14 protein-coding genes and 1 pseudogene are annotated in these 25,740 nt (G+C 62.8%); 10 read left to right on the forward strand and 5 right to left on the reverse strand.

Annotated features, from left to right (window positions below; genetic code table 11):
- Nucleotides 1-50: 50 nt before the first annotated feature.
- The gene (locus AC2FAN_RS20160) at nucleotides 51-983 is read right to left on the reverse strand and encodes a LysR family transcriptional regulator (RefSeq protein WP_485176057.1); all 933 of its coding nucleotides are present in this window, start codon (nucleotides 981-983) and stop codon (nucleotides 51-53) included.
- A gap of 104 nt (nucleotides 984-1,087) precedes the next feature.
- Between AC2FAN_RS20160 and AC2FAN_RS20165 the strand changes: the two genes are divergently transcribed.
- On the forward strand, nucleotides 1,088-2,143 hold the full coding sequence (locus AC2FAN_RS20165) for an ABC transporter substrate-binding protein (RefSeq protein WP_485176058.1): 1,056 nt from the start codon (nucleotides 1,088-1,090) through the stop codon (nucleotides 2,141-2,143).
- A 463-nt stretch (nucleotides 2,144-2,606) separates the two neighbouring features.
- On the opposite strand, the gene AC2FAN_RS20170 is transcribed toward AC2FAN_RS20165, so the two are convergent.
- The 4 genes from AC2FAN_RS20170 to AC2FAN_RS20185 form a co-directional block, all read right to left on the reverse strand.
- The gene (locus AC2FAN_RS20170; protein ID WP_485176059.1) at nucleotides 2,607-3,119 is read right to left on the reverse strand and encodes a hypothetical protein; all 513 of its coding nucleotides are present in this window, start codon (nucleotides 3,117-3,119) and stop codon (nucleotides 2,607-2,609) included.
- 14 nt (nucleotides 3,120-3,133) lie between these two features.
- A complete protein-coding gene (locus AC2FAN_RS20175) occupies nucleotides 3,134-4,942 on the reverse strand; it encodes a hypothetical protein (RefSeq protein ID WP_485176060.1) in 1,809 nt (602 codons plus the stop codon).
- The gene (locus AC2FAN_RS20180) at nucleotides 4,939-6,441 is read right to left on the reverse strand and encodes a hypothetical protein (protein WP_485176061.1); all 1,503 of its coding nucleotides are present in this window, start codon (nucleotides 6,439-6,441) and stop codon (nucleotides 4,939-4,941) included. The genes AC2FAN_RS20175 and AC2FAN_RS20180 overlap by 4 nt, the downstream gene beginning before the upstream one ends.
- Nucleotides 6,442-6,582: 141 nt before the next feature.
- Nucleotides 6,583-6,837: a hypothetical protein gene (locus AC2FAN_RS20185; protein ID WP_485176062.1), complete on the reverse strand. Its 255-nt coding sequence runs from the start codon at nucleotides 6,835-6,837 to the stop codon at nucleotides 6,583-6,585.
- A 154-nt stretch (nucleotides 6,838-6,991) separates the two neighbouring features.
- Here AC2FAN_RS20185 and AC2FAN_RS20190 point away from each other — a divergent pair, with 154 nt between their 5' ends.
- From AC2FAN_RS20190 to AC2FAN_RS20230, 9 genes and pseudogenes are all read left to right on the forward strand, one after another.
- Nucleotides 6,992-13,222 carry a DUF3320 domain-containing protein gene (locus AC2FAN_RS20190; protein WP_485176063.1) on the forward strand — a complete coding sequence of 2,077 codons (6,231 nt, stop codon included), beginning with the start codon at nucleotides 6,992-6,994 and terminating at the stop codon, nucleotides 13,220-13,222.
- 177 nt (nucleotides 13,223-13,399) lie between these two features.
- The gene (locus AC2FAN_RS20195) at nucleotides 13,400-16,057 is read left to right on the forward strand and encodes a PD-(D/E)XK nuclease family protein (protein ID WP_485176064.1); all 2,658 of its coding nucleotides are present in this window, start codon (nucleotides 13,400-13,402) and stop codon (nucleotides 16,055-16,057) included.
- Nucleotides 16,057-19,413, forward strand: a complete 3,357-nt coding sequence (locus tag AC2FAN_RS20200) for a UvrD-helicase domain-containing protein (protein ID WP_485176065.1) — start codon at nucleotides 16,057-16,059, stop codon at nucleotides 19,411-19,413. Before AC2FAN_RS20195 ends, AC2FAN_RS20200 begins: the two co-directional genes overlap by 1 nt.
- A gap of 452 nt (nucleotides 19,414-19,865) precedes the next feature.
- A pseudogene (locus AC2FAN_RS20205) lies at nucleotides 19,866-20,280 on the forward strand (transposase); the annotation flags it as partial.
- A gap of 204 nt (nucleotides 20,281-20,484) precedes the next feature.
- Complete coding sequence (locus AC2FAN_RS20210; protein ID WP_485176066.1) at nucleotides 20,485-21,777, forward strand: ISNCY family transposase; 1,293 nt, start codon at nucleotides 20,485-20,487, stop codon at nucleotides 21,775-21,777.
- Between the two features lie 487 nt (nucleotides 21,778-22,264).
- Nucleotides 22,265-22,750 (forward strand): type II RES/Xre toxin-antitoxin system antitoxin, encoded by a 486-nt coding sequence (parS, locus tag AC2FAN_RS20215; protein ID WP_485176067.1) that lies wholly within the window; start codon nucleotides 22,265-22,267, stop codon nucleotides 22,748-22,750.
- Nucleotides 22,747-23,244 carry an RES family NAD+ phosphorylase gene (locus tag AC2FAN_RS20220; RefSeq protein WP_485176068.1) on the forward strand — a complete coding sequence of 166 codons (498 nt, stop codon included), beginning with the start codon at nucleotides 22,747-22,749 and terminating at the stop codon, nucleotides 23,242-23,244. The genes parS and AC2FAN_RS20220 overlap by 4 nt, the downstream gene beginning before the upstream one ends.
- Before the next feature lie 384 nt (nucleotides 23,245-23,628).
- Nucleotides 23,629-24,333: a PAQR family membrane homeostasis protein TrhA gene (gene trhA / locus AC2FAN_RS20225; protein WP_485176069.1), complete on the forward strand. Its 705-nt coding sequence runs from the start codon at nucleotides 23,629-23,631 to the stop codon at nucleotides 24,331-24,333.
- Between the two features lie 1,125 nt (nucleotides 24,334-25,458).
- Nucleotides 25,459-25,707 carry a hypothetical protein gene (locus AC2FAN_RS20230; RefSeq protein WP_265055239.1) on the forward strand — a complete coding sequence of 83 codons (249 nt, stop codon included), beginning with the start codon at nucleotides 25,459-25,461 and terminating at the stop codon, nucleotides 25,705-25,707.
- Nucleotides 25,708-25,740 lie beyond the last annotated feature (33 nt).

The raw sequence follows: 25,740 nt of genomic DNA on the forward strand, positions 1-25,740 counted from the left end.
TTCTGTCGCGTCAGAGATAACCTGCAGATATGATCTTGCGAAACACTCCGCTATGCGCCCGGTCGGGCCTCGTCGCCGATCGCCCGGGCCATGCTCGCCAGCTTGTCGACAAGGCTGCTGCGGGCGTGTTCGATCAGGGCCTTTGTGCCCAGCGACGGCTCGCGGAAGCTCGGCGTGATCACCCAGATGTTGAAGTCCACCACGGGGCGAAACGGACGCACGACCAGCTGGTCGCTGTGGAAGCCCTCGGTGCTGAACGGATCGACGATCGAGACCCCAACCCCCGAGGCGGCGAAGGAACAGCAGGCCTCGGTGAGTTGGACCTTGATGACGATGTTGCGTTCCGATCGCGTCTCCGCGAAGACCTGGTCGATCTGGAGCTGGGCGCGATCCTCGTCGACCATACCGACAAAGCGTTCGCCATGGAGATCCGAGGCATGGATGACCTCGCGCGAGGCGAGAGGATGGTTTGGCGCCATCACGCACACCGCCCTCATCGAGCAGAGCTTGTCGAAGCGGACACCCGCGCGGTCGGGTGCGAACATGCCGAAGCCGACATCGAAACCCTGCGTCGCGACAGCTTCGACCAGCAGCCAGGAGTTGCGGCTCGACATCTCGATGCGCAGGCCGGGCTTGTTGCTCAGGAAGCCGGCCAGCACCGGCGGAAGGACGCGGGTGCCGAGCGAAGGATAGGAGACGAGATTGATCTCGCCATAGTCGAAGTCGCGGATGGCGCGCGCCCGGGCGGCAACCGAATCGACGCTGAGGAACACCCGCTCGACCTCGGCATGCAGCATCTGGCCCTCGGCCGTCGGCACGACGCCGTTCCTCTGCCGATGGAAGAGGGAGAAGCCGCAGCGCCGCTCCAACAGGAAGATCATCTTGCTGACCGCTGGCTGCGACAGGCCGAGCTTTTCGGCAGCGCGAGTGAAGCTGCCGAGCTCCATGATCGTCTTGAACGCTTCAAGTTGTCGGATGTTCATAGCCAAAAGTTATCTCAGGGCTCCCGATTTCAATTTGATGGCGCGCGCCCGCCGCTGCCTCAATAGCGGGTCAGGGGAAATATTAAAAATTGGAAGGACATCTCATGCCAATCCTCAAGCGCAAGCTGCTCACCGGCGCAGGGCTTCTGGCGGTGCTCGCAGGCACGCCGGCGATCTCGCAGGCCCAGGAGTCGATCACCGTCGCGACCTATGGCGGCGAATGGGGCGCGGCGATGCAGGCCTGCATCATCGACCCGTTCACCAAGGAGACCGGCATCCGCGTCGTGCCTGAGCCGGGCGTGTCCGGCGTCACGCTGAACAAGCTTCGCCAGCAGAAGGACGCGCCGACGCTCGACGCGGTCTGGATCGATGGCGGCGTTTCCGAAATCACGGCGGCCGACGGATTGCTCGCGCCGATCGATCCCGCGAAGGTTCCGGCTGTCTCGGGCATGATCCCGGAGGGCGTTTACAAGGGCGCGGACGGCAAGATCTTCGCGCTGAGCACCGGCTTCTATTCGCTGGGGCTGGCCTACAACTCGCGTGACATCAAGCAGGCGCCCGTTTCCTGGCTCGACCTGTGGAAGCCGGAATTCGCCGGCGCCGTGACCTTCCCGAGCCCGTCCAACGCGATGGGCGTGCCGTTCATCGTGCATCTCGCAGGTCTCGCAGGCGGCAGCGTCGACAACGTTACCCCCGCTTTCGAGCGGCTGAAGCAGCTCAAGGTCTCGGCCTATTTCGACACCGCGGGCGCGGGCACCAACCTCTTCCAGAGCGGCGAGGTCATCGTCGGCGCGCATTACGCCAGCTCGGCCTACGCGATGCGCGACCAGAAGCTGCCGATCGGTTTCGTCGTGCCGAAGGAGGGTGCCATCGGCGGCGACATCCGCCTGCACCTCGTGGCCAACGGTAAGAAGCTGGCCACCGCCGAGAAGTTCGCGAACTATGCCGTCGGCACGGGGCCCGCGAAATGCATGGCGGAGCGGATCTATGTCGGACCCGCGACCAGCGGCGTCGAGCTTTCCGACAATGCCAAGCAGCGCATGCCCTGGGGCGTCGATGGCTCGATCAAGAGCCTCGCCCTGCCGGACTGGAACAAGATCAACGCCAATCGCGCGGCCATCATCGAGGCCTTCAACAAGACCGTCGTAGCAAAAAAATAAGCGCTCGCTTCTCTCTCCCAGCTACCGCTCGGCCGAAATTTCGAAGCGAAGCGGTAGCTGGGATTTAGTGACCCATGAGTTCGGTTCGCGCCAGGTGCGGACATTGAAGCTCTGCCGGAAAGCGGACGTTAGCGGAACTGGCTAAAGGCACGCGTTCGACCCTAGGGGACGCCACCTGCTTAGGCAGGCAACGACCTCTTAAATCACGTTGCCGCGCTCAGCCGCGTCGTCGCGCACGGTCACCCGTCGCGACGTAGCCGGGGCGCGGCACATGTCGCTGCCGCAGGTTGCTGCCGTCCTCGATAGTGATCGCACACTATTGGGAAATGGATGGAACAAGGATGCCTCGCCGTCGATCGCGCGACCGGCAGGGCCTGGATTCTCGACGTCGCGGATGTCGTCCGTTTGCTCGAGCGTCGCGCGGCGAACGCAGCGGCGGAGCGTCGGCGAGATCCCGGATCTGTTACGAACGCAGTCCAAGCCGGGTGCCGAAGGTGTCGTCCAGGTAGGATTTCATCATCAGCATCGTTTCGGACTCCGTCTCGTCCGGCGTGAGGCTGAGGACCTTCACGACCTCGATCCGGGCCTTCCTGACGAAGACGACGAAGCCCCGGTGACGGGGCACCCGGTCCAGCAAGGCCTCCATCGCATTGAGTGTCCACAGGACCGTTGCCCAGCACTCAAGGAAGTCGACCGGCATCGCGGTGTATTCCTTGGCGATCATCAACCGGGTGACCGGCGGCCGCGCTCCGCAGAAGAAGGCGGAGATCACGCGCAATGCCATCCTGGGCCATCCGTGCTCCTCCGACGTCGCATCAAGGCCGCGCGGCAGCTCGCCATGACGCGTCTTGTAGAGCAGAAACAACAGCCAGTACCGCACGCGCAGGACGTCGGTAGGCACCAAGGCATCGGCCTTCGCGATCGTGGTTGCGTATTTGAGGATCAAGCGGGCGTACTGCTTCGGGTCGACGGTCACCCTTTCCCGCGCGTCTATCTCCTGCCGGGGTGCCTTGGGGTTCGCCTTGGGTGGATCAGGGACGTCATCGTCACCCGATGGTTCGTCGTCATCACCGTCCGGGCCAAGCGGGTCGCCTTCAGGGGCAGGCGCTTCTTTCCGACAAGCAGGTTCAGGAAGCTGCGAATGCTATCGGCGTGCGTCCCGGCCAGCGTGGAGTCGAGGTGCCGCTCCTTCCGCAGGTCCGGCGATCGCCACTCCATAAATTCCTCATAGGAGAGCGACCGCACCTCATCCTCGACTTCATCCTTCTTCCGGTCTTGAGAACTGGGCGTAGACTTGGGTGGAATGGGGTGATCGTTGAAGTCGGCCCGGGCGAGCTGGTCGAAGGCCTCGTGCATCCATAGCTCGAAATCACCTCCCTGCTCGAAGATAGCAACCGCGCGTGCCACGGACCCGGTCGCCACCTCTCGCCTATGCCGACGCAGGAGGGAGCGATGCGAGACATGGGCACGGTTGGAGGTCCAGTCGTCCCGATGGACCCTGGCAAAGCTGACCAACTCCGGCTTTTCGAGCGTCAGGCGGAAGGACCGACGCGAGACAGGTTCTCCAGAAAGCTCGAAGGGCAGGCTTGTGAGCAATGTCGCCTGGGGGTCGAGCAGCGTTATGGATCCTGTCCCGCTGAACCCGTCCGGGATCGTCCACCTCAACATGTTACCATCGACCTCGAAGGCTCCGGCCTTGCGCGCCTCGATGTCCAACATCGGGATCGGAGGGGTGGGCGGCTTTCTAGGGACTGCGTCAGGGTCGATGGCAGCCGCAAGGAGGCAGTCGGTCAGCTTGAGTGCCTCGACCGCGCGTTCCCGGGGTAACCTGCGGTAGATGCAGGCTTCGGAATTGTTTCCCGCTTGGGTGCCGCGACCGAGCGCGGCCGTCGTGCAGTTGGTACTCCCCACCAATACGTGATCATGGCTCGCCGTCGAGGCGATCACGAACTTCGCGTGTTTGAAGCGACCCTTTACCTGGTGTGGGAAGGCCTGGAATTCCACGATGGCGGGAGGTGCTACCCCGGCCGGGAATTCATGGCCTTCTTCGTCCAGCAGGACGATCGCGGTCGAAGGCTGCAATCCATCGACGAGGGCCGATAGGGCAGCGAGATTACCGTCCCAATAGGGGCTGGCGACGACCAGCCGCTCGACGGGTTCGCCGCCGACGAGGTCGATGAAACGACTTCCGATGCCCGGCCCTGTGTCCCGGGGAAGAAAACCGATGACGGTTCCATCCTCGAGTTGCTGGACGCCAGTCGACGCGTCGGCACCGATCAGCCACGGGGCGCGCTGGAGGGCCCACTTGCAGGCGTCGTTGGCCCCACCGGCGTTCCGGGAAACCAGCCCGGACACGAAGTGCCAGGCGGCCCGAACGATCTCGCGCTCGGGGCTGGGTTCATCCCGGCATTCCAATTCGACGACAGCCTCGGCATTGCCAGCGATCCCGGCAGCCGAAACGTTGGCGGAGCCGACGAAGAGTCTTCCCGCCTTTCTACCGATCTGCAGGACGATCTTGGGGTGGAAGAGGCCGTTCGTGACCGGAGGGGAGTAGAGGTCGTATTCCCGGCCGAGCTTGGCGGGCAGCCGTGATCCGTCGGACAATGACATCGATGCCATTCGCTCGTCGGCGATCAGGAGGAGGTTGGTTGCTCCGCTCTCCTTGAGTTTCGGAAGCATCAACTCCTCGAAGGCGGTGAACTCAATCGAGAACGTCGTGGCAAAGGCGCTATGGAGGGGGCGCGAGCCGTCGCCGCGGCGAGCCATGCGGTCGGGATATCTCACGAGGTCGTCCTTCAAGAGGCCGCCTCGAGCACGGCGTTGCCCTGCGCCGTCGGACCGTCCTCATCGATCAGCCCGATATCGACGAGGAATTGGACCGCCGGCGTGAGGCGAGGTGTCGTTGGGGCCGGGCCATAGCTAGCGCGCTTGATCAGCCGACCGTCATTCATCTCGAAGAGGAAGGTGTAATCGCCCTGCCGCCGCAGTTTCTGCACCGCGACCCAGGTATGACGAAGGACCACTCGCTCGACGACATAGGACCCCATGAGCTCGGCCACCCTCCTGTCGGAACGCTGACCGATCCATTCAAGCTCTTTGACGATCGACCTGGCACCGCCTCGAACCATCAGATCGCGGAGCACCACTTCCTGCAATCGATCCTTGGCCCGAATTCGATTGTCCAGGGCGGCGATCAGTTGGATTGTTCGCCACGCCTTCTTGCCTGCCGTGTCCTTGCGGCCGATGAGCTCGCTCCAGGCTCCTGGGTAGTCGAAGCCATCGGGGTCGAACGTCGATAGGAATTCGGACCACCCCTTGGCGGCCGCTTCTGGATTCATCGCGATCAATTCTGAGCGGACCTCTTCCTTGATCTCGGCATGCGTTCGGCCGGGATCGATCGTGAGATCTACGGCCCATTCAAGGAGAGATGCCGCCGCGATCTGGAAAAGGTCCTGGCAGTGGTATGCCTCCCAGCGCAGGCGCTGCCCCTCCAGTTTCTCATCATCGAACGCGGGCTGATTGAACAGATGCCAGCGTATGCCGTTCGGGTCGGGTCTCTTCTTGAATGCCTTGGCCGCCTTCAAGACCAGTCGAAGCGACGCAGAACGGTTGGCGTCGCCGGCGGTTGAGGCAGATGCTGGGAACAGGTGCGCCTCGTAGACCTTTTGCTCGGAGGAGGTCGCCGGGATTCGCGAGGGGATGATCACGGCAAGGCGAGAGAGATCGTCGCGGCTGACCTGGGACGTGATGATGGAATGCTGCAGAAGCTGTTCGACCTGCTCCCCGATCGAGGTCGCGAAGGCATCGGCCGCTGCCTTACCCTCGACCTTGGTCGCGCGCTGGATCCCGTGATCGCCCAACACGAACAAGCCCATCTCGACCATTTGCGAATAATAGGCCGCTCCAAAGACGCCGAGGGCCTGATCAAGATACTTCTCTTCCGCCGTGGTCGAGGCCGCCTCAGTGAAGTCGATGACCTCCTCTCCTAGGTTTAGCCTTCGTACAGCCCAGTCGATGCCGCCGACGCCGACTTGTCCCCTCGCGTGAGCGCAGACAAGCGCATAGAGGGCCTCGGCCCGTCGCACCCAGGACTGCCATGCTGCGAACTCGTTCGTGGCACCTGTCCGCGCGTAGGCATGGCTCACCCAGCAGAAGAAGCCGAAGTACCGCATCCGCAGTGTGACGTTGCTGATGCCGGGCAGCAGCGACTGGTAGAGGGACACGCCCGCATTCTGTAAGCCGAGTGGATCCAATCCACGTTTGTCGGCGCGTTCCGTCCACTGCGGCTCTGCGTTCACTCGGTCATCCCGGTCGGCTGCTCTCGTGACCGTTCGTCTGAACTGCCACGATAGATACGAGGGCATGGAGATTGAAGCGCGAATGAAATCAAGCTCGAACTCGTGTGATGCCCTTCGGACTCTTGTGACAACCAGGCTCGATCAGGAGCCGATGCCGTCCTCGGCAACGTTGGCATCTTCATCGTCTTCGAAATCAGAATCGACCACCATCTGCTCTGACGCGAAAGCGGACACCAGGTTTGAGACGCCGAGGTTAGAGGACGTCGATCGGCAGCGACGTGTCGGCAGATTAAATATGCGACTCGACCAATTGCTTGGATCAGGCTCGGATCGGTCAGCGGCACGAGCGACCAGACCGGCCGCCGTTTTGAACGCCACATCGCGAAAGCGCTCCAACATCCTCCGAAAGTTGCAGTGAATTTCCCGTGATTCTTGAGGCTGCTGACCAAGATCGTACTCGATACGATCTGCCCAATATGTATGCTGATAGCGCGGCAGTCGATATTGCCCTCCCAATTACAATCACAAGCTGCAAGCGCGCGTTCTCAAAATGGCAAGCCAGACCACCGATCGACTGCAAAAACTGTACGAAGGGTTGCGCGAGCGGTTGCTCGACATGTCTCTCCGCAACCCCTTGCTCAGCTACAAGCACCGGCCCGCGTCGAAGAAGCAGCTCCAGATCGTCGACGAGGTTCCGGAGGCCGTCTACGATCTGCTGACGGGCGGTACGAGCCTCGAGGTCCAGCCCCTGCCGGAACCGGATGATATCCCGCAAGATGAGCGGGAAGAGGATTTCGTTTCAGCGCTGGAGCACGCCAAGGTCTCGGACCTCGAATACCTCACCAAGATCGAGGCCCTCGAAAGCCAGGGCCGGGACGATGAGATCGAACTGGCCCGCGCCGAGCGCGATTTGCGCGACAAGGTCCGCCAGCAACTTGGCCTTCGTCCCCGCCCGACGAAAAGCACGATCAATCCTTCGGAACACGCCAAATCATTGGGGATCGATCCGTCGATCGAGCTGCAGCCGACAGCGGCCAAGGACTCCCATTCCGACAAGAAGCTCCAATCCCTCAAATGGCCGGAGAATCTTGAAAGCGTTCTGGAACGCATTGCCGACGATGCCCGCCTGGCCGAGCAGGAGACCGGGCTCTCCACGCTCTTCATGGTCTTCGGCTTCCTGGAATGGTGCGAGAAGGAGGGCAGCAAGAAACTCTTCGCGCCCCTCATGCTGCTCCCGGTCAAACTGGAGAAGCGGAAAGGCGCCAGGGGCAAGATCATCTTCTCGCTTTCCGCGATGGCGGAGTCGGCCGAGTCCAATCTCAGCCTTCAAACCAAGGTACAACGGGAGTTCGCACGGCAGATCCCCGACCTCGAAACCAGCGAGGATGAAGCCGGTTCGGTCGAAGCCTATTTCGCAAAGGTCTCGGAAGCGATCGAGGGACTGAAGGGTTGGCATGTCAGGCGCTGGCTCACGCTCGGGCATTTCGCCTTTGGCCGCTTCGCGATGTACGCGGATCTGGCGCCGGGCAATTGGGCTTCTCATCCGGTCACGGACTCGTTGGTCGGCTCGATTGTCAGCGGCACCGAACTCTCCGGCGATGCAGGGAGCTCGCTGTTCACGCCGCCCGAGGATTATCCGATCGACGAGCCGGACATCGAAAAGCTGGCTCCGATCCTGATCCACGACGCCGATGCCTCCCAGCACAGCGCCCTCGTCGATGCGATGAAGTCGAAGAACCTGGTGATCCAGGGCCCGCCGGGAACGGGAAAATCGCAGACAATCACCAACATCATCGCCAACGTCTTGGCGGCCGATAAGACCGTCCTTTTCCTCGCGGAGAAGCAGGCAGCGCTGGAGGTAGTGAAGCGGCGCCTGGTCAAGGCCGGTCTCGGTGACTTCTGCCTGGAGTTGCATTCCGACAAAGCGACTCCTCGCCTCGTCGTCGAGAGCCTCAAGCAACGCATGGCGCTCGGCCTCGGCCGCAAAAATTCTGCGAGCACATCCTGGGACCCGACCTGGGGCGAAAACCGTCGGGAAATCGCCTCCTATGTGAATGCGCTGCACGCACCCGAGGACGATGGCCAGACCCCGTTTGACCTAATCTGGCGATCCTTGCGCGCTCGCAGTCAGGTTGGTCCGGCCATCCACGAGATGCGGTCGGTCGCGCTGCCCGACACCCTGCTCGCCGGCGGCCACGCGTACGAGGCGGCGCTGGGTTCGATCTCGCTCTATGGCGACCTGGCCACGCGCTTCGCAGCAACCTACGCGCTGCCCCAACTATCTCCGTGGAGCAGGCTGACCTTCGACCACGATCGCCGCCCGAATACGGCAATGCTGGTCGAGGATCTCGCACAACTGAATCGTTTGGCCGATGAGATCATTACGACGGCCGCACAGGTTAAGGCGCTTGGGCCAAACAGTTTCGAGGACCTCGCGCGGCTCGTGGAGCTCGATGAGCATCTGGCCCATGACGTGCCGGACGACGCCCTGATCGACGCCCTGCGCAATCTGGAGCCCGCGGCTGTCACCGATCTCATCGCCATCCGGCAGCAGCGCTGGAATCTGGAAGCGCAGCTCGCTGGTCGCGAGTGGTCCGCCGACATCACCGCCCGAGAGAAGAATCAGATGCTTGCTCTGGAGGCCGTTGCCGGCCTCGCAGGACTGACTACCATGCAACCTGGCGAGCTTTTCGACTGGGCGGCCGAGCACGCGACCGCCGCGGAAGCGATCTGCAAGGCGTTCGACAAGCTCGCTCCTGCCATCGAAATCCTCGGCGACCCGGAAAGCATGCCCTCCTGCTCGCCGCCGGCGATCATGCTCGCCGCCAAGACCGCAAGCATGCTCGACCAAGGCACGAGAGGCTGGTTCGCCTGGCTTGCGAGCACACCCGCAGAAGCACTGCGCGCTGCCAAGACCGAATGGTCGGATGTCATGGCCGAGGAAGCCCGCTGGCGCGGACGCTTTCCTGCGAGCATGAGCGCATGGCCTACGCGCGACGAGTTGCTGACGGCAGCGGACATTGCGGCCAAGGGGTCCTTTGGTCGCCTGGTCGGCTCGCTGACCGGCGACAGCAAAATCCTGGCGGCGATCCTGCAAAGGATCGGGATTACACCCGGCGTCCGCGTACCGCCCGAGGACCTCAGAGGTCTCGGACAGCATGTCCAGGCCATCTCGGCCTTCCTCAATAATCGCGCGCATCAGCAACTTTTCGGCTCGCTCTGGGATGGGCTTGAAACGCCGATCGAGCGGATTGCCGCTGTCGATGACGGCCGAACAGCCGCCCTTGCCAAAGTCGAGGAAGTCCCCGGCGGCAAGGCGATCGCCGAGCGTGTCCGCAATCTCGATGCCGCCGATCTGATGGCGCTCGGCCAAGAGTTCGAACGCTGCCGCGCCGCGCTCGCCGAGATCGGCGACCATAAGAACCTGCTCGATGAGCAGTCCGTCGCCAACAAAATCGGTTCGCTCAGAACATCCAGTATTTCGGCTACGACAATCCTGGAATTGTATCCCGACCAGGAGCTGGACCGGTTCGACTGCAGTGTCGAGGATCTGGCTGCCGCCGTGCGGTTGCGCTCCCAGTTGAGCGATGTCGAGGCACGCCTCGCCGCACATCCTCTGAAGGACAAAGCCGACCAGCTGGCCTCAACCACTGCCAGGATCGAGCTGTCCCAACAGGCGTTTGCCTGGATCGAATCCGTCCGATCGCATGTGCCGCCCTCCGCCGCCCTGGAAGCACTGACATCGATCGGTGCAGCCAAGGTCCGGCATGAACTGCGATTGGCGGCACCTCAGCTTGGCAGCGGGTTGGAAAAGCTCAAGCAGCGAACTGCCGACTTAGCGACAAACCACGGCGTTGCCGGACTCGTCACGACAACTCCTGAGGGTCTCATCGACCAGCTTCAAAACCTGATCCCCCGCCGGGACGAGCTAAGCGATTACCTCGCCCTGCACGACCAGCGCCTGGATCTTGCGCGAGGCGGACTGGATCCACTGCTGACCAAAGCCGAGGAGCTGGACGTGGCGCCAGCCCAGCTCGGCGAGCTGTTCTCGGGGCTCGTCGCCCAGAAACGCGCTGACACGGCCAAACAGGCCAGCGCTGCCCTCAACCGAGCTGCGGGCTATCGCATTGAAGCGCGTCGCGAGAACTTCGCAGAGCGGGACCGGCGCAAGCTCGACACCGACAGACGTCGCGTCAAAGACAACCTCCTCGTCCGCATGCCGCCGGCGGGCAACCGCTATGGAAGCCGGAAGACGTGGACCGAGATGGAATTGCTGAGCAACGAGTTCGGCAAGGAAAAGAGGTTCGTGCCCGTCCGCGACATCATGCAGCGCGCAGGACGGGCCGTTCAGGCACTGGCGCCGTGCTTTATGATGTCGCCACTCTCGCTGGCGAAATTTCTGCCGGCTCGTGGGCTGAGCTTCGATGTCCTGGTCATCGACGAGGCATCCCAGATGCGCCCGGAGGATGCGCTCGGGGGTCTTCTTCGAGCCAAGCAGCTCATCGTGGTTGGCGATCAGAAGCAGCTGCCGCCCACCGACTTTTTCGCAAGGTCCGGCGAGCCCGTCCCCGTTGCCGACGATGAGGGTGACTTCGAGGATCTCGACGATGAGTCGATCCTGGAAGCCTGCCAGAAAACGTTTCGCGAGACCCGCCTGCTGCGCTGGCACTATCGCAGCCGCTGCGAAAGCCTGATCAGCTTCTCGAACCGCGAGTTCTACAAGAGCGAACTGATCTCCTTCCCGATGGCGAAGCCGGGCTCTTTCTCGGTCGACCTCATCCGCGTGAACGGCCATTATCAGGCGCGTCGCAACCAGGCCGAGGCGCTCGCCATCTCGGAGGAAGCCATCCTGTTCATGCGGCACCATGCCGAGGACCCGGTCGAGACCATTCCCACCCTCGGCATCGTCGCGGTCAACAGCGACCAGCGTGACCTGATCTTCGAGGAAATCCGCCGGCTCGGCGCCGACGACCCATACGTTGAACTCTATCGCGAGAAGGTCGCCGAACGCGGCGAGCAGCTCTTCGTCAAGAACCTGGAGAACGTCCAGGGCGATGAGCGCGACTTCATCCTGATCTCGATGACATACGGCCCCAAGCCGGGCGCCGCGGTCGTGGCACAGCGCTTTGGCCCGATTAACGGCAAGCAGGGCCATCGGCGGTTGAACGTCCTCTTCAGCCGCGCCCGCATGCGCATCGGGCTCTTCACCTCCTTCGGCTCCGTCGACATCAAACCTCAGGAGACGAGCTCCGAGGGCGTGCACATTCTCAAGCGCTACTTGGAATATGCCGAAACGCGCGGCCAGACGGCAGGCAGCACGCTAGGTCCAAATCCCGATTCCGACTTCGAGGTGGAGGTCGCCGATCGCTTGCGAACGAAGGGCTTCGAGGTCGACTATCAGATCGGCGTTTCCGGGTTCAAAATCGACCTAGGCATCCGGCACCCGGATCATCCCGAGCGATATCTCGCGGGCGTCGAGTGCGATGGCGCCGCCTATCATTCCAGCAAGAGCGCCCGCGATCGCGATCGCCTGCGCGAGGAGGTTTTGTCCGGTCTTGGATGGCGCCTGCTGCGGGTGTGGTCGACCGATTGGTTCGACAATGCAGACCTTCAGACACAGCGCCTCGTTGACCGCCTCGAGGAACTGCGCCGGGCGCCGGTGGTATACGACGATGGCTACCGCTTTTCGGCGCTGCAGGATCCGGCCGCAGCACCGCAGCCAATCGCGGAAGAGGATGCCCCCGATAACCGCACGGAAGCGGCTGCATGCGAGCCCGAGCTTGCCGTGGCCGTCGAAGCCCCGACCGAACCGCCGGTCGAGAAGCCGTCTGCTCTTGCTGGAAGCGGAAAGCTGAACGCGGTCGAACTCCACGCCGCCCTGCGTGAGTTCCGCGAGACCGTCATCGCACTCCAGACGCAGGATTGGGAGCTCCAGCGATCCATTCTTCGCGAAGGAATGATTGAAGCAATCGTCTCGACCAGGCTCGATGATCCAGATGATTGGTACCGGAAGATCCCACCTTTCCAAAGGCAATCGACCAATCCTGCGGAGCGAAAACACTATCTCGATGCCATCTGCGAGATCGTCTCGCGCCTCGACACAGAAGCGCGTCCGCCAAAGCCACAACCGAAGCCCGAGTTTTCGCTGACGGCGCCGCCTGCGCCCAGCGCCGCGAAACAGGGACTGCTGTTCGGGGGCGGGCAGCCGATCGTGGTGCCGCAGGAAAATCGAGCTGCGTCGAAGCCGCCCGCGTCGTCAGCCGTCTACCGGATCGCCGATGTTTCAGAAAGCGGCGTCAAACCCGTCGCCATCCGCTTCTATGATAACGGCTACCTGCCCGAGCTGAGCCGGATGATTGCTCATGTCGTGGCGACGGAAGGCCCGCTCTATCTCGACCAGCTGGTGACCCGGATCGCGCGCGCTCACGGTTACCAGCGTAATGGCGCAGCGATCGTCGAAAGGGTGACACGTGCCATCGACAACCGCTTCCCGCGCACGAAGGACGACGAGCGCGAGCTGATCTGGCCTGCCGGCACTGTGCCAACATCGATCCAGGCTTTCCGAAGAGCGTCCAGCGACGAGCGCGATCACGGCGACATTCCATTGATCGAGCTGGCAAGCTTGGCACTTCCGCATCTGCGGGTGGGCAGAATGTCCGATGAAGACATTCTGGAGCACATGCGCGACCGTTTCGGCTTGGCTCGGCTGCGCGAAGCGACGCGAGTTCGCTTCATTGCGGCTATAGGGGTCGCGCGCGCACGACTAGAGGAAACGTCATAAGGGACGGTCGTTTGATGCAGTACTCTAGCACGCAGCCGACCATTCACATCGTGAGCGTGTACGATCCAAGCTGTTGGATAGATCGGTAGTATTTTGATCAGCGATCCTGACATCTGCTGACATGCAACTGCTAGAAACTTGCTGCGTAAGCTGGCAAAAAGCGGGGGCGTTTCAAGCATGAGAAGGACGATCATCACGCACGGACAGCTCGCAAGCAGGGCTCTGCGAGTGGAGTTGGCGAAGCAGGGCCAATTTGGCGTGCTGGTGACGACATTCGAGGCCGTCGCAGCGCGGCTCGCCGGTGGCTTCACGCGACCGATCGATCAGGACACGCTGCGCAACGCGCTCCAGAAGGCTTTGCCTGTCACAGATCTCGGCGAGCTCGATGCGATCAAGGGGTTGCCGGGCATGGTTGGCGCCGGCGCGACCACCCTGCATAAGATCTGGCGGGCTGGTATCGATCTCGAAGCCCGTGCGGGTCAGCCGCGAATTGACGCGATCGGCGCGTTGCAGGCGGCTGTTCTCGAAGAATTGCCGGTCGGAATGCTGCCTCCCGGAGCGATCGTCGAGCGAGCCAGGAAGCAGCTACCTCAGGCGGCAAAGATCCTCGGGCCCGTCCAGGTGCGTGGCCTCACCGACATGTCGCCGTGCTGGCGCCCTCTCCTTCTGGAGCTCGCCGAGCATGTCGAGGTCCGCTGGATCGCCGGTCCCCGGCATGTGCCGGATTGGCTTGCTGGCAGCCGCGTGATCGTCGAGAGCTCGCCGAGCCTCAGCCCGAACCTGAGGGCGATCAGCGCTTCCACCGCTTTGCATGAAGCGATCGAGGCGCTGCGCTGGGCGCGCGAGCTGATCGCATCGGGGCGTGCGAAGCCGTCGGAGATCGCGATCGCGGCCGCAAGCCCTGGCGACTATGACGACCACTTCCTCACGCTGCGCGCCGACGCCAATCACGACCTGAAGTTCGTCCACGGGACAAGCGCGCTCGCAAGCCATGATGGTCAGGCTGCGGCGGCGCTCGCTGAAATCCTCGTTCGCGGCATCACGCATTCCCGCATGCGCCGGCTGGCATCGCTCTGTCGCGGTTGCGGCCTTTTCGAGCCGCTTCCAGAAGGCTGGCTCCGTGTCATCCCCGAGGACGCGCCGATGGCTACGTCTGCCTCCTGGCAGCGGCGGTTCGCCAATCTGACGGCCGCAAGCTGGCCGGACGAGGTCGACCATACCGGAGAGCTGCGACGCCTGGTGGAAACGATCACCGGTTCTCTCGATGATGCCGATGAGATCGGGCGAGCCGTGTTACCGCCGACCGCGCTCACGATCTGGCGCCGAGGTGTTGAGGCCGGCCCCGTTGTGGCCTTGCCGCTCAACCTTGATGGCCTTCGGAGCCTCGACGACAGCATGGATGCACCGTCGTCTGTCGCCTGGATGCCGGCGTCGGCGCTCGCCGCGGCTCCTCGCCCGTTCGTCCGGCTGCTCGGGCTGACGTCGCGCGGATGGCCTCGGATGGGAAGCGACGATCGGCTTCTGCCCGATCACGTCGTCCCGACCAGCGAGCTCTCGCCGCTTTCCATCGGTGTCGCCGACCGCCGGGACTTCGAGACGATCGTCGCGACCACGGAGAAGGAGCTTGTGCTCTCCAGGCCGCGTCGTGACGGTGAAGGGCGCCTGCTCGGCAAGAGCCCTCTCCTGCAGGGCCGCACGACGGACGAGACCTATCTGCAGCGCAACGACGTGCCGGCCCATGCCATGAGCGAGGTCGACCGTATCACCGCGCGGTCTACGGAATTCCGTCTGACGCCGCTGGCACGCTCCGCGGAAGGCTGCTGGATCGATTGGTTCCGGGAGGAGGTGACCGCCCATGACGGCCTGATCCGTGCGCACCATCCGATGGTCGACGGGCTGCTCGACAGGATGCAATCGGCGACAAGCCTCAAGCGACTGCTGCGCGATCCGCTCGGCTTCGTCTGGCGCTACGGTTTCGGCTGGAAGACCCCTCGCGTCGGGATCGATCCGCTCACGCTCGACAACCGTGAGTTCGGCGAGATCCTGCATGGTGTCCTCGAAAAGGCTGTCGTCGACCTCGAGGCGGAGGGCGGCTTGATCACAGCCGATAGCGCGTCCGTCCAGGCTGCGATCGATCGCGCTCTGGAGAGCACCAGGCATCGGTTCGAGGCAGAGCGCGCCGTCCCGCCGGCGGCCATCTGGACGCGTACCCTCGCAGAGGTGCGTGGACTGGCGGTTGCGATCGTCCGGCCTGAGAACGAGGTTCCGCTTCCCGAGCAGCGCAGCTTTGCGGAAGTGCCGTTCTCTCGCGAGGACGTCGATGCCTCGATCGCGCTGCCGTGGGATCCGACTGAGGCTGTCACCGTGCCGCTCGCGGGGTTCCGGATCACGGGCGCCATCGACAGACTCAACATCTCCGGGGACGGCACGAAGGTCCGGGTCAACGATTATAAGACCGGCCGGCCACCGAGATCGGCGGATGAATACGTTCTCGACGGCGGAAAGGAGATCCAGCGCGCGCTCTATGCCTTCGCTGTGAAGCAGCTGCTCGGATCGCATATCGAGGTTGAGGCAGCCCTGAACTTCCCGCGTCACGGCCGAAGCCTGCCGCTGGCGAACGCCGACGAGGTTCTGGAGCAGCTGTCCATTTTCCTCGCCGCAGCGCGTTCGAACCTTCAGGGCGGGCGCGCCCTGCCCGGTCCGGACACCGCGATCGCCTACAACGACCTTCGCTTCGCCCTGCCGGCGAATGCCGCGAAGTCCTGGTTCAACCGAAAGCGGGCTCCGGCCATGCTGGCGCTCGATGATGCGGCCGCCATCTGGGAGGTCAAGTGATGAACGCCCCTGTTCGCATTCTGTCGGATCAGCCGCAGCGTTTGGCCGCCATGACGGAGCATGATCGCTCGCTTCTGATCGAGGCCGGTGCCGGCTCCGGAAAGACGGCCGTCATGGCAGGCCGGGTGACCATGCTGCTGGCCGAGGGCGAGATGCCGAAACGCATCGCGGCGGTGACCTTTACCGAACTCGCCGCGAGCGAGTTGCTGGCGCGTGTGCGGCTGTTCGTCGAGCGTCTCGTGTCGGGCGATGTGCCGGTCGAGCTGCAGCTCGCGCTGCCCCATGGGCCGTCGGAGGTTCAGCTCGGTCACCTCCGGAGCGCGCTCGACACGATCGACGAGCTGGTGTGCTCGACAATCCATGGCTTCGCGCAAAAGCTGATCAGCCCATACCCGGCCGAGGCGAACATCGATCCGGGCGCGGGTGTCGCGGATAGAAACGACGCCGAGCTTGCGTTCGTGGATCTGCGCGACGCCTGGATCCGCGAGCGGCTTGGCGAACGCGGAAGCGAGCTTCTGCTCGAGCTCGTAGGTATCGACCCTGGCGAGACCGTTGCATCGATCAATCGTGTCTCGGACGCAATGCGTCAGCGTCGCGATGTGCTGGCGCCGCCGGTTCGGCCGTTGGTCGATCTCGTCGATGGCTTCGTCTCGGCCGTTTCCGGATTCCGCAGCTTCATCGGCGGCCTTTCCGTGTGCGACGAGGACACTCCGCTCTGGGTTGCTGATCTGGAAGACATGGGCAACCAGGCGGCAGCAGCGCGCGGCGTCGCCGGCGCGCGGGCTATCGCCCTCCTGATCTGCATCGAGCCTTCGGACCGGGTTGCGACCAAGTCTGGTTCGCTGAGGGCCTATCAGAGGAAAACGGGCTGGAAGAACGCCGCCAAGGTTGGTGGTCTGTCCGTCTCCGAAGGCGATCGGCTTTCGATGGAGGCAGCCTCTCATTACGCAGCCTGCAAGGATGCCTGGGGTGCGCTTGTCGTCGGCGTCGGGGCCCACCTCCTCGCGGCCTTGATGCAGGAGGTGTGCCCCCTGCTCCAGCGCTTCCGTGACTACAAGCGCGAGGCGGCCCTGCTCGATTTCGACGACCTGATCTACGCCGCTCGCGATCTGTTGCGCGATCACGAGCCGGTTCGGATGGCGTTGTCGCAGCGCTACCGCCGCGTCCTCGTCGACGAATTCCAGGACACCGATCCGCTGCAGGCCGAGATTTTCTGGCGTCTGTGCGGAGAGGCCCTGACGCCGGAGACGCCGTGGCAGCAGCGAGTGCTGCGGCCGGGCGCTCTCTTCCTCGTCGGCGATCCCAAGCAGGCGATCTATCGCTTTCGCGGCGCCGATGTGCGCGCATATGTCGAGGCTCGCGAAGCTATCGCTGCGCAGTCGATCGAAGACGTTCTCTCGATCGCGACCAACTTCCGGTCCTGCAGGTCGATCCTGGAGTTCGTGAACGGCCGCTTCGAGACGCCTCTTTCCGTCGAAAACGATCAACCAGGCTTCACCTCGCTCGATCATTTCCACGATGACGTCGGCAGCCACCCTTGCGTGACCGCGCTCGAAGTCTGGGTCGACGAAGACGCCAACGCCGACGCCATCCGTAACGCGGAAGCCGAGGCCGTCGCCGAGACCTGCGCGAGGATGATCGGGAGCGCCGAGGTTGCCGATCATCGGACTGGCGAGAGGCGCCTTTGCCGCGCCGGCGATATCGCGCTGCTCGCACCGACTGGGACCGATCTCTGGCGCTATGAAGAGGCGCTGGAGCGCTACGGCATTCCAGTGGCCACTCAGGCCGGCAAGGGGTTCTTCTGGCGCCAGGAGATTCAGGACCTGATTGCGATCACCCGCGTGCTGGCGGACAGCCGCGACACGCTCGCCTTTGGCGCTCTGATGCGGGGGCCAGCAGTCGGACTGACCGAGGAGGAACTGCTCGACATCGGCTTCGCCTTGCCTGATCGCGAGAGCGGCCATGGGAAGGAGCGCTTCTCCCTGCGCACCGAGCCCGAGCTCGTCACTCACGCGGTCGCCAGGGACGTCCTGGAGCGCCTGCAGGGCCTCTGGCGCCGGAGCAACGCTACCACGCCCTACGATCTGCTCTCGCAGGCCGTGGCGGAGCTCCGCATCCGTCCGACGCTGCTCGCCCGCCACCAGGGCCAGGCCGAGCGTGCGCTCGCCAATGTCGATCTCTATCTCGGAATGTCCCGCAGCTACGCCGCTCGCGGCCTCAGGGCATTCGCAGAGGCGATGACGGCTGCCTGGGAGGATGAAGAGCGCGCTGGTGAGGGTCGGCCCGATGCGCAGGAGCAATCGGTCTCGCTGATCACCATGCACTCGTCCAAGGGGCTGGAGTGGCCGGTGGTGATTCCGGTGAACACCTCTACCGGTCTCAAGGAAGGCGTCTCCACCATCATCAGTCGCGAGACAGGGCAGCTCTACACGAAGGTCTTCGGGATCGCGCCCGATGGCTTCGCCGAGGCCGCTGGTGACGAGAAGGCTGAGATCTCCCGCGAACGCGTCCGCCTCTGGTACGTCGCCGCAACCCGGGCCCGTGAGCTCCTGATCGTGCCGCGCCCGTCGTCGGGCGTCGCCGGCGGTAGCTGGCTCGGCGTCATCGACCTCGCGCTGAGCGATCTGCCGGCTCTCGACCTGTCGGCCTACGAACCAGTGCTGCCGGCGTCGGCTGCGCCACGCGCGAACCAGCAGACCCGCGAGCTCTTCGCAACGGAAGCGTCCCGGATCGTAGAGGCCACCCGCAGCCTCCATTGGAAGTCGCCTTCCCGACACGAGGATGCCGACAAGCCGGAGGCGATCGATGAGGTCCCAGTCGTTGTCACCGCCACCGAAGAGGTCGAAGCCGGTGCAGCTGCGCCGGCGATCCAGGGTGGGCGCGTCCGCGGCCTGGTGATGCACAAGCTCGCGGAGGAGATCCTGACGGGCGAGGTCGCCGAAGAGGCCGCAGCGCTGGGAGCTCGGGCCCGCGAGCTCCTCGCCGAGCTTGGGACCAGCGAGGCTGAGAGCGTCGCCGACGGCCTCGTCGCCTCGGAGGTGGCGGGAGCAATCCTGCGAGCCTTCCAGCTGCCAGAGGTGCTCGCGGTCAGGGGGCGCCTGATTCCTGAATGCCATGTCTATGCCTTCGCGAGCGACGGCAACGCGGACACGGTCACCTACGGAATCGCCGATGCGATTGCCTTCGACGGCGCGAAGCCGACGCTTGTGATCGACTGGAAGAGCGACGTGACGCCGGATGCGGCTACCATCCTCGCCTACCGCGGTCAGGTCGGCGATTACCTGAAGGCGACTGGCGTTCCCGTGGGGCTGATCGTCTTCCCAACGACGGGCCGTGTTGAGCAAGTGGAAATTTGAGACGGATGTTTCATCGCTAACGCCACTGATCTCGCGGTCAGCATCGATAGCAAACACTTCCGATCAAGACCTGTTCGGTAGAAAGGAGGATCCTGAAATGCTGCGTCGACTAATCAGAGTGATGAGAGGCTTTCTAAGCCATAGTTATAAAACGCTTAGAGGTTTACGGAGCAAAGCCCGCCTCGGAATTCGTCGTCGCCCGCAGCGGTGGACTGGAGCGTGCGCTCGATTCCGCGTGCGAATTTAGCTGGAACGACGCGACCCAGTTGGACACCTTGTCATCCTCGGACGCGCCTAAAATTTAAGGCAGAGATAACCTGCAGCAGTGGTCATCGGATGGTGTTGGCGAAGCACCGAATAAAGGCAGACGGGCGGGTAATTCCGAGCTTAGTGTGAATAGCCCCTAGCTTCGTGGACGCCTTCTTCCCTAATTTTGAGGCAAGGACGCCATGATGGGGCCCGGTCATTTTACGGACGATTTCAAGCGTGAAGCGGTCGCGCAGATCACCGAACGGGGCTACCCCGTTGCAGATATGTCGACGCGGCTCGGCGTGAGCCAGCACTCGCTCTATGCCTGGAAGCGAAAGTTCTCGAAGCCACCGCGTTCGCCCGGCGTTGACCAGGCCGCGGAGATCCGCCGCCTGAAGGGGGGAACTGGCGCGGGTCACCGAGGAGCGCGACATCCAAAAAAGCCAACGCGTATTTCGCCAAGGATGCAAAGTGAGATACGCGTTTGTGGCCGAGCATCGCCGCCAGTTCCCGGTACGGGCGATTTGTCGCTGCCTGCGCATCCAGCCCAGCGGTTTCTATGCCGTGCTGAAGAACCCGTTGAGCCGGAGAGCTCTGGAGGATGCTCGCCACATTGAGCCACGCAGCTAGGATGCCGGACAGCGGACGCTCCAGACGTCAGCTATGGGCCAACTTTGCGCCTTGGAGCTACCCGATTGGGCGACGGCAAGGTTCCATAATTTAGATTATGCGAATCAGCGCTGTAGGCGCAAAGTTAAAATGTCTCATCGTGGCAAACTAGGAATGTCACACTCCCCTCGGCATTGAGCGTGGGAGTCTGGCATGGGCTGGGTCGAGATGAGCGAGAGAGAGCTTCGCCGCGCCGAGGTGCTGGCATCGGTTATGGCGGGCCGATTGACGGTGACAGCGGCGGCCGAGGTGATGGGCGTCACGCGCCGCCAGGCCCACCGGCTGGTGCTTCGGTTCGCGGATGATGGTGCAGCCGGCCTTCGCCATCATGCCCGTGGACGACCTTCCAATCGTTTGTTGGGGCCGCATGTTCGCCAGATGGCAATCGCCTATGTCGCTGAGAACTATCGCGATTTTGGTCCGACCTTCGCGAGCCAGATGCTCCTGGAACGGCACGGCCTGAGCGTTTCCCGGGAGACGCTGCGCAAATGGATGAGTGAGGAAGGCCTCTGGCTTTCGCGCAAGCAGCGGCGCCAGTTTCATCAGCCTCGCATCCGCCGCGAACATTTCGGCGAGCTGGTCCAGATCGACGGCAGTGAGCACCGCTGGTTCGAGGATCGCGGCCCGCAATGCACCCTGCTCGTCTTCATCGATGATGCGACGAGCCGGCTGATGCACCTGCAGTTCGTCACGACGGAGTCGACCTTCGACTATTTTGCAGCGACGCAGAGCTATCTGCAGCGTCACGGCAAGCCGGTCGCCTTCTACTCGGACAAGCACGCGACGTTTCGGGTCAACAAGGTCGGTGCGACCGGCGGCAATGGCATGACCCAGTTCGGCCGGGCGCTGGATCAGCTGAACATCGACATCATCTGCGCCAATGTCCCGCAGGCCAAAGGCCGGGTCGAGCGGGCCAATGGCACGCTTCAGGACCGGCTGGTGAAGGAACTGCGGCTCGAAGGCATCTCCTCGATCGAGGCTGGCAACGCCTTCCTGCCGGGCTTCATCGAGGATTTCAACCGACGCTTCGCCCAGGAGCCTTTCAACGAAAAGGATCTGCACCGCCCGCTCGCCGGCGACGAGGATCTCGACGAGGCCTTTGCCTGGCAGGAGGAGCGGACAGTCTCGCAGAGCCTGACGCTTCAATACGACAAGATGCTGTTCATCCTCGAGCCGACGCCGGTAACCCGTTCCCTCGCCCGCCAGCGCGTGACGATCTACGATTATCCGGATGGCCGGCTTGAGATCCGGCACCAGGGCCTCAACCTGCCCTATCGAACCTTCGACAAGCTGCAGCAGGTCGATCAGGCCGCGGTCGTCGAGAACAAGGGGCTAGGGCCGGCGCTGGCCTACATCGCCGAGCGCCAGAAGGAACTCAACACGTCACGCAGCGGTCGTGCCCCAAGACGACAGGGGCAGGGAAGGAGCATATTCAAGGCGGGCTAGCTAACCGTCTATCCTGCGGCACAGAACCCCTGCCCGCTTGACCGCTTGCAGACGCGACGCAGCGCGGCCGAGCAACCCGGACTAGCTCCGCCGCGCTGCTTGAGTTTTCCCGAAGAACCAACTCAGACGACATCGAAGTATTCATCTAGCGACATTTCTAACGAGTACAAGAATAGACTTGTCTATTAAGTTCTGACAGCGGCTCACCGGCTAACGGCGGCCTTGAGGAAATCAGCTCTATCCGAGTCAAATTCGCTTTGCCCGAGTCTAACTGCGTTTAGAAATAGCCGGCACTGCCGGCCTTGGAACCGCTCGGGGCGGCGCCTATCCAACTCTCGTAGCATGATCCATCCATGTTCAAATTGCCGTTCCCACTTCGTGATAGGCAGAGCTTAACGCGGGCGCCGGCAGACATTCCGGAAACGAGGGCTTGAAACGCAACGCGTCAATTGTCACATAATTCAATGACAGTTGACGGGAGGGCACCATGGCAGTTGCGGCCGAGAAGATCACGACACCGGTAGCCGGTGGCACCTTGCACAGGGTGATGGAGCTCCTGGGCGGGCCCACGGTGGTCGCTTGGCGGGTCACCAACCCTCTAGATGCGCACGAGATGCTGCTGCGAGGCTTGCCCCCGTCAGCACTCGATCACCTCGTAGCCAAGCTCATCGTCATCCAGAAGGCTGAGTCCCTGGAAAAGGCCTTCGGCATGAGCCTGCGAACCTATCAGAGGCGGAAGGATGCTCCCCAGAGGCCGCTAAGCCAGGAGCAGAGCGGTCGCGCGTGGAAGTTTGCCGAGATCCTGTCAAAGGCAACGAGCGTGTTTGGCTCCCAAGAGGAGGCCGAACAGTGGCTGGAGCGACCCGCTATCGGCCTCGACCAGCGGCGCCCGATCGACCTTCTGGCGACCCCCGCCGGCGTCGAGCTGGTTGAGGACTACCTGACCCGCCTCGAATATGGTGTGTACGCGTGACACCACTGCCCAGCGTTCTTGGAGGTGCCGAGCTCGTAGCTTGGCGCCTAGATCACGCCACCTTCGCAGCCACTTGGGATAGCGGAGAGGGCGCTTATCGGGTCGGTGGACGTTGGAACAGCGCAGGCGTCCGGGCAGTCTACTGCGCGCTCGATCCCGCGACGGCCATTCTCGAAGTCGCCGTCCATAAGGGATTTCGCGTGCTCGATACAGTTCCCCACGTCTTGACCGCGGCGGTCATCGCGGATGTCGAAGCGGTCAAAATCGTCACGCCGGATCAGGTCCCGAACCCCAATTGGCTGCGCCCTGGCATTCCAAGTGCCGGCCAGCAGGCCTTTGGCCACGATCTGTTGCGCCAGCACGGATTCATCGTCGTGCCCAGCGTGGTCTCGACCCATAGTTGGAATGTCGTATTCTTGGCGGCCACACGCGGCTACGAGGCCAAAGCTCAAGAGCCATTTGCACTGGATTCTCGACTGCACCCGCCAGTCTGATTAAAATGATCACAACGGGGGCACCGAAGCCCTCCGAATTCCCGGCATCCTAGCGGCCTTCCTGTTCACCGTGGCCGTTTTGGGCTTCAGGGCGTCGAGCATGAAACACGGCTTAGGTTAATCAAGCGGCTTTGACGGACTTACTCTTCGACCCCGACTATGAGGGATGCTGATCAGCACTCTCCCCTTGCCCGCCAACACAGAGATCACCAGAATGCCCTTGAACGATTGGCGTCCTGCGTAGACGCGTGGCATTCTGACCGTTGACAATTTCCGCGCCAGCTTCGATTGCCGCGGCATAGGGTGCCTTATGACCCAGCTGTTTTGGCAGGCATCTGATGCTGCGGCACGGGCTGACATTGGGATGACACGGCCTCCCGGTAGATGCCAAACCAACTCCACCAGCCCAGCACGTTAGGAAGCGCTGTGAACGTTCCAGTCGTTGGACGCTTCGCCTTCAGGCGCGCCGAGCTCTGGGCTGACGGCGTGATCCATGTCCTCGGCGTTGCCCTAGGACTTGGAGCCGTCGGAGCTTTGATCATCCAGGTCGCGAACTGCGCGCCGCTTTTCGACTTGATTCCAGTTTTGATCTACGGTGCTGCACTGCTCGCCGCTCTCATCGTTTCGGCCACCTACAACATGTGGCCGATCTCGCCGCGCAAGTGGTTCATCAGGCGTTTCGACCATTCGGCTATCTACGTCCTCATCGCCGGCACCTACACCCCGTTCCTGATGAAACTGAGCGGGAGCATTTTCGCACAGGCTCTCCTCGGCATCGTATGGCTCGCCGCCGCTGCCGGCGTGGCGATCAAAGTGGGTTTGCCCGGCCGGTTCGACCGCCTGTCGATCGCGCTCTATCTCCTGATCGGGTGGAGTGGGCTCCTGATCTGGAAAAGCGTGAGTCTTCTGCCTGAGGGCACCCTCTGGTTGATCGTCGCGGGCGGCCTTCTATACTCGATCGGTGTCATTTTCCACATTTGGGAGAGCCTGCCGTTTCAGAATGCGATCTGGCACGGCTTCGTTCTTGCGGCTTCAGGCTGCTTTTATGGGGCCGTGTTTCGGGCGTATGCTATAGTGCCGGCTGCATGAGCTGCGGCGGTCCTCCTCCCGAAAGTCTTCGAGGATCACGCGAAGCTCCTCGCGCGCGTCCGCAAGGCCCAGGTCTGCGATTTGCGGAGGTTCCACCAGAGGCCGCTCTGTCTACAAGCAAAAGCAGATTGTCGGTATGAGTAGCCCGGCAAGATGGTGGGCATCACGGGCAAACCTGCTGTTTGTCCTGTTCGCGGTCGGTTTGGGAACCTGCAAGAGATCAATGAAGTTCACGCTGCCCATCGCTTCGCCGACCCAATAGGTCGGCCCACCGGCCACGGTGGTGAACCCGAGAGTCTGGATAACTATGCCGACTTCCTCGAGGCGATCTCCCACCCGGCGACCGTTCACGGCATGCTAGCGGACTATCGTACGGGCTGAGCGTCGATGCCGACCATGATCGAGACGATCGAGACAATGGGCGCAAGATCGCCTGCCCGGCCCTTGCGCTGTGGTCGGAAAAGGACGACCTGCTGGATCACGACGGAGATGTGGTTGCAGTCTGGCAGAAGTGGGCTGTAAGGGTCCGCGGGGCGTCAATTCCAAGTCGTCACTATATGGCGGAAGACGCGCCGGAGGAGCTTGCCGCGGCGCTGCTTGGCTTTTTCGAAGGTGAGCTTTGACGATCCTTTGGCGGCGCGGCGGTCATTCTCCCAGCTAAAGTGGGGCTATCGCCGCAACTCGGCTCGGTTGTGCCGACCTACCGAAGCATCTTGCATTCCCCACGACCTCGAGGCCTTCGGATCACGATCTCGACACCCACAGCCCGAGACAAGGCCTTATCCCACGAAACCGGACGGTCGCTACTTCGTGTCGCCGGCAGATTCTGGATCGGCCAGTCTGAAGAGGGACGTCATCAGCTTGTCGCTGAACTCATGGATGGTCGCCCCTCTTTCAAATATGCCGAGTGTGGCCACGGCGATGTCAAAGCCGCTCGCGCTCGCATCGGTTCCGCAAAGGGAACTCTCGGTGAGCGCGGGCCAGTCTGGTGGGCGGACGGGCACCCGACCTCAATCGCAATCTCGTGAAGAACACGGCGTATGCTCAGTGGTCTTTTGCGAATGGAAACGCGGGAAAGGCAGGGGTAACGTGGCACGATGGGCACACGAGAAAAAGGAGGGCGACATGCAGCAATCTGCCGTCGCCGTGACAACGCGTGTTGGACTGAAAGGCGCTTTTGATGTCGATCTGCCGCTCAACGCAGCAACGTTGAACGAGCACCTCTATGATATCGGGATATGGCTTATCGAGCGCCATATCCCACATCAAGCTCGCATTCTCTGGGAGCCGCTGGAGAAGCGGATCCGTGTCAGCTTTTACGACCCGGACGAGGCCGGAGCCTTTAGGAAACGCTTCGGAGCAACGCTTCACTGAAGAAGGCCAGCGGCCAAGTGTGCTTGCGTTTTC

Source organism: Allobosea sp. RIT-PG3_2 (assembly GCF_057321085.1).

Bases quoted from the DNA above. Each gene is read 5' to 3' on its own strand.
- AC2FAN_RS20160 (WP_485176057.1), bottom strand. From the start codon at position 983: ATGAACATCCGACAACTTGAAGCGTTCAAGACGATCATGGAGCTCGGC.
- AC2FAN_RS20165 (WP_485176058.1), top strand. From the start codon at position 1,088: ATGCCAATCCTCAAGCGCAAGCTGCTCACCGGCGCAGGGCTTCTGGCG.
- AC2FAN_RS20190 (WP_485176063.1), top strand. From the start codon at position 6,992: ATGGCAAGCCAGACCACCGATCGACTGCAAAAACTGTACGAAGGGTTG.
- AC2FAN_RS20195 (WP_485176064.1), top strand. From the start codon at position 13,400: ATGAGAAGGACGATCATCACGCACGGACAGCTCGCAAGCAGGGCTCTG.
- AC2FAN_RS20200 (WP_485176065.1), top strand. From the start codon at position 16,057: ATGAACGCCCCTGTTCGCATTCTGTCGGATCAGCCGCAGCGTTTGGCC.
- AC2FAN_RS20210 (WP_485176066.1), top strand. From the start codon at position 20,485: ATGGGCTGGGTCGAGATGAGCGAGAGAGAGCTTCGCCGCGCCGAGGTG.
- parS (WP_485176067.1), top strand. From the start codon at position 22,265: ATGGCAGTTGCGGCCGAGAAGATCACGACACCGGTAGCCGGTGGCACC.
- trhA (WP_485176069.1), top strand. From the start codon at position 23,629: ATGCCAAACCAACTCCACCAGCCCAGCACGTTAGGAAGCGCTGTGAAC.
- AC2FAN_RS20230 (WP_265055239.1), top strand. From the start codon at position 25,459: ATGCAGCAATCTGCCGTCGCCGTGACAACGCGTGTTGGACTGAAAGGC.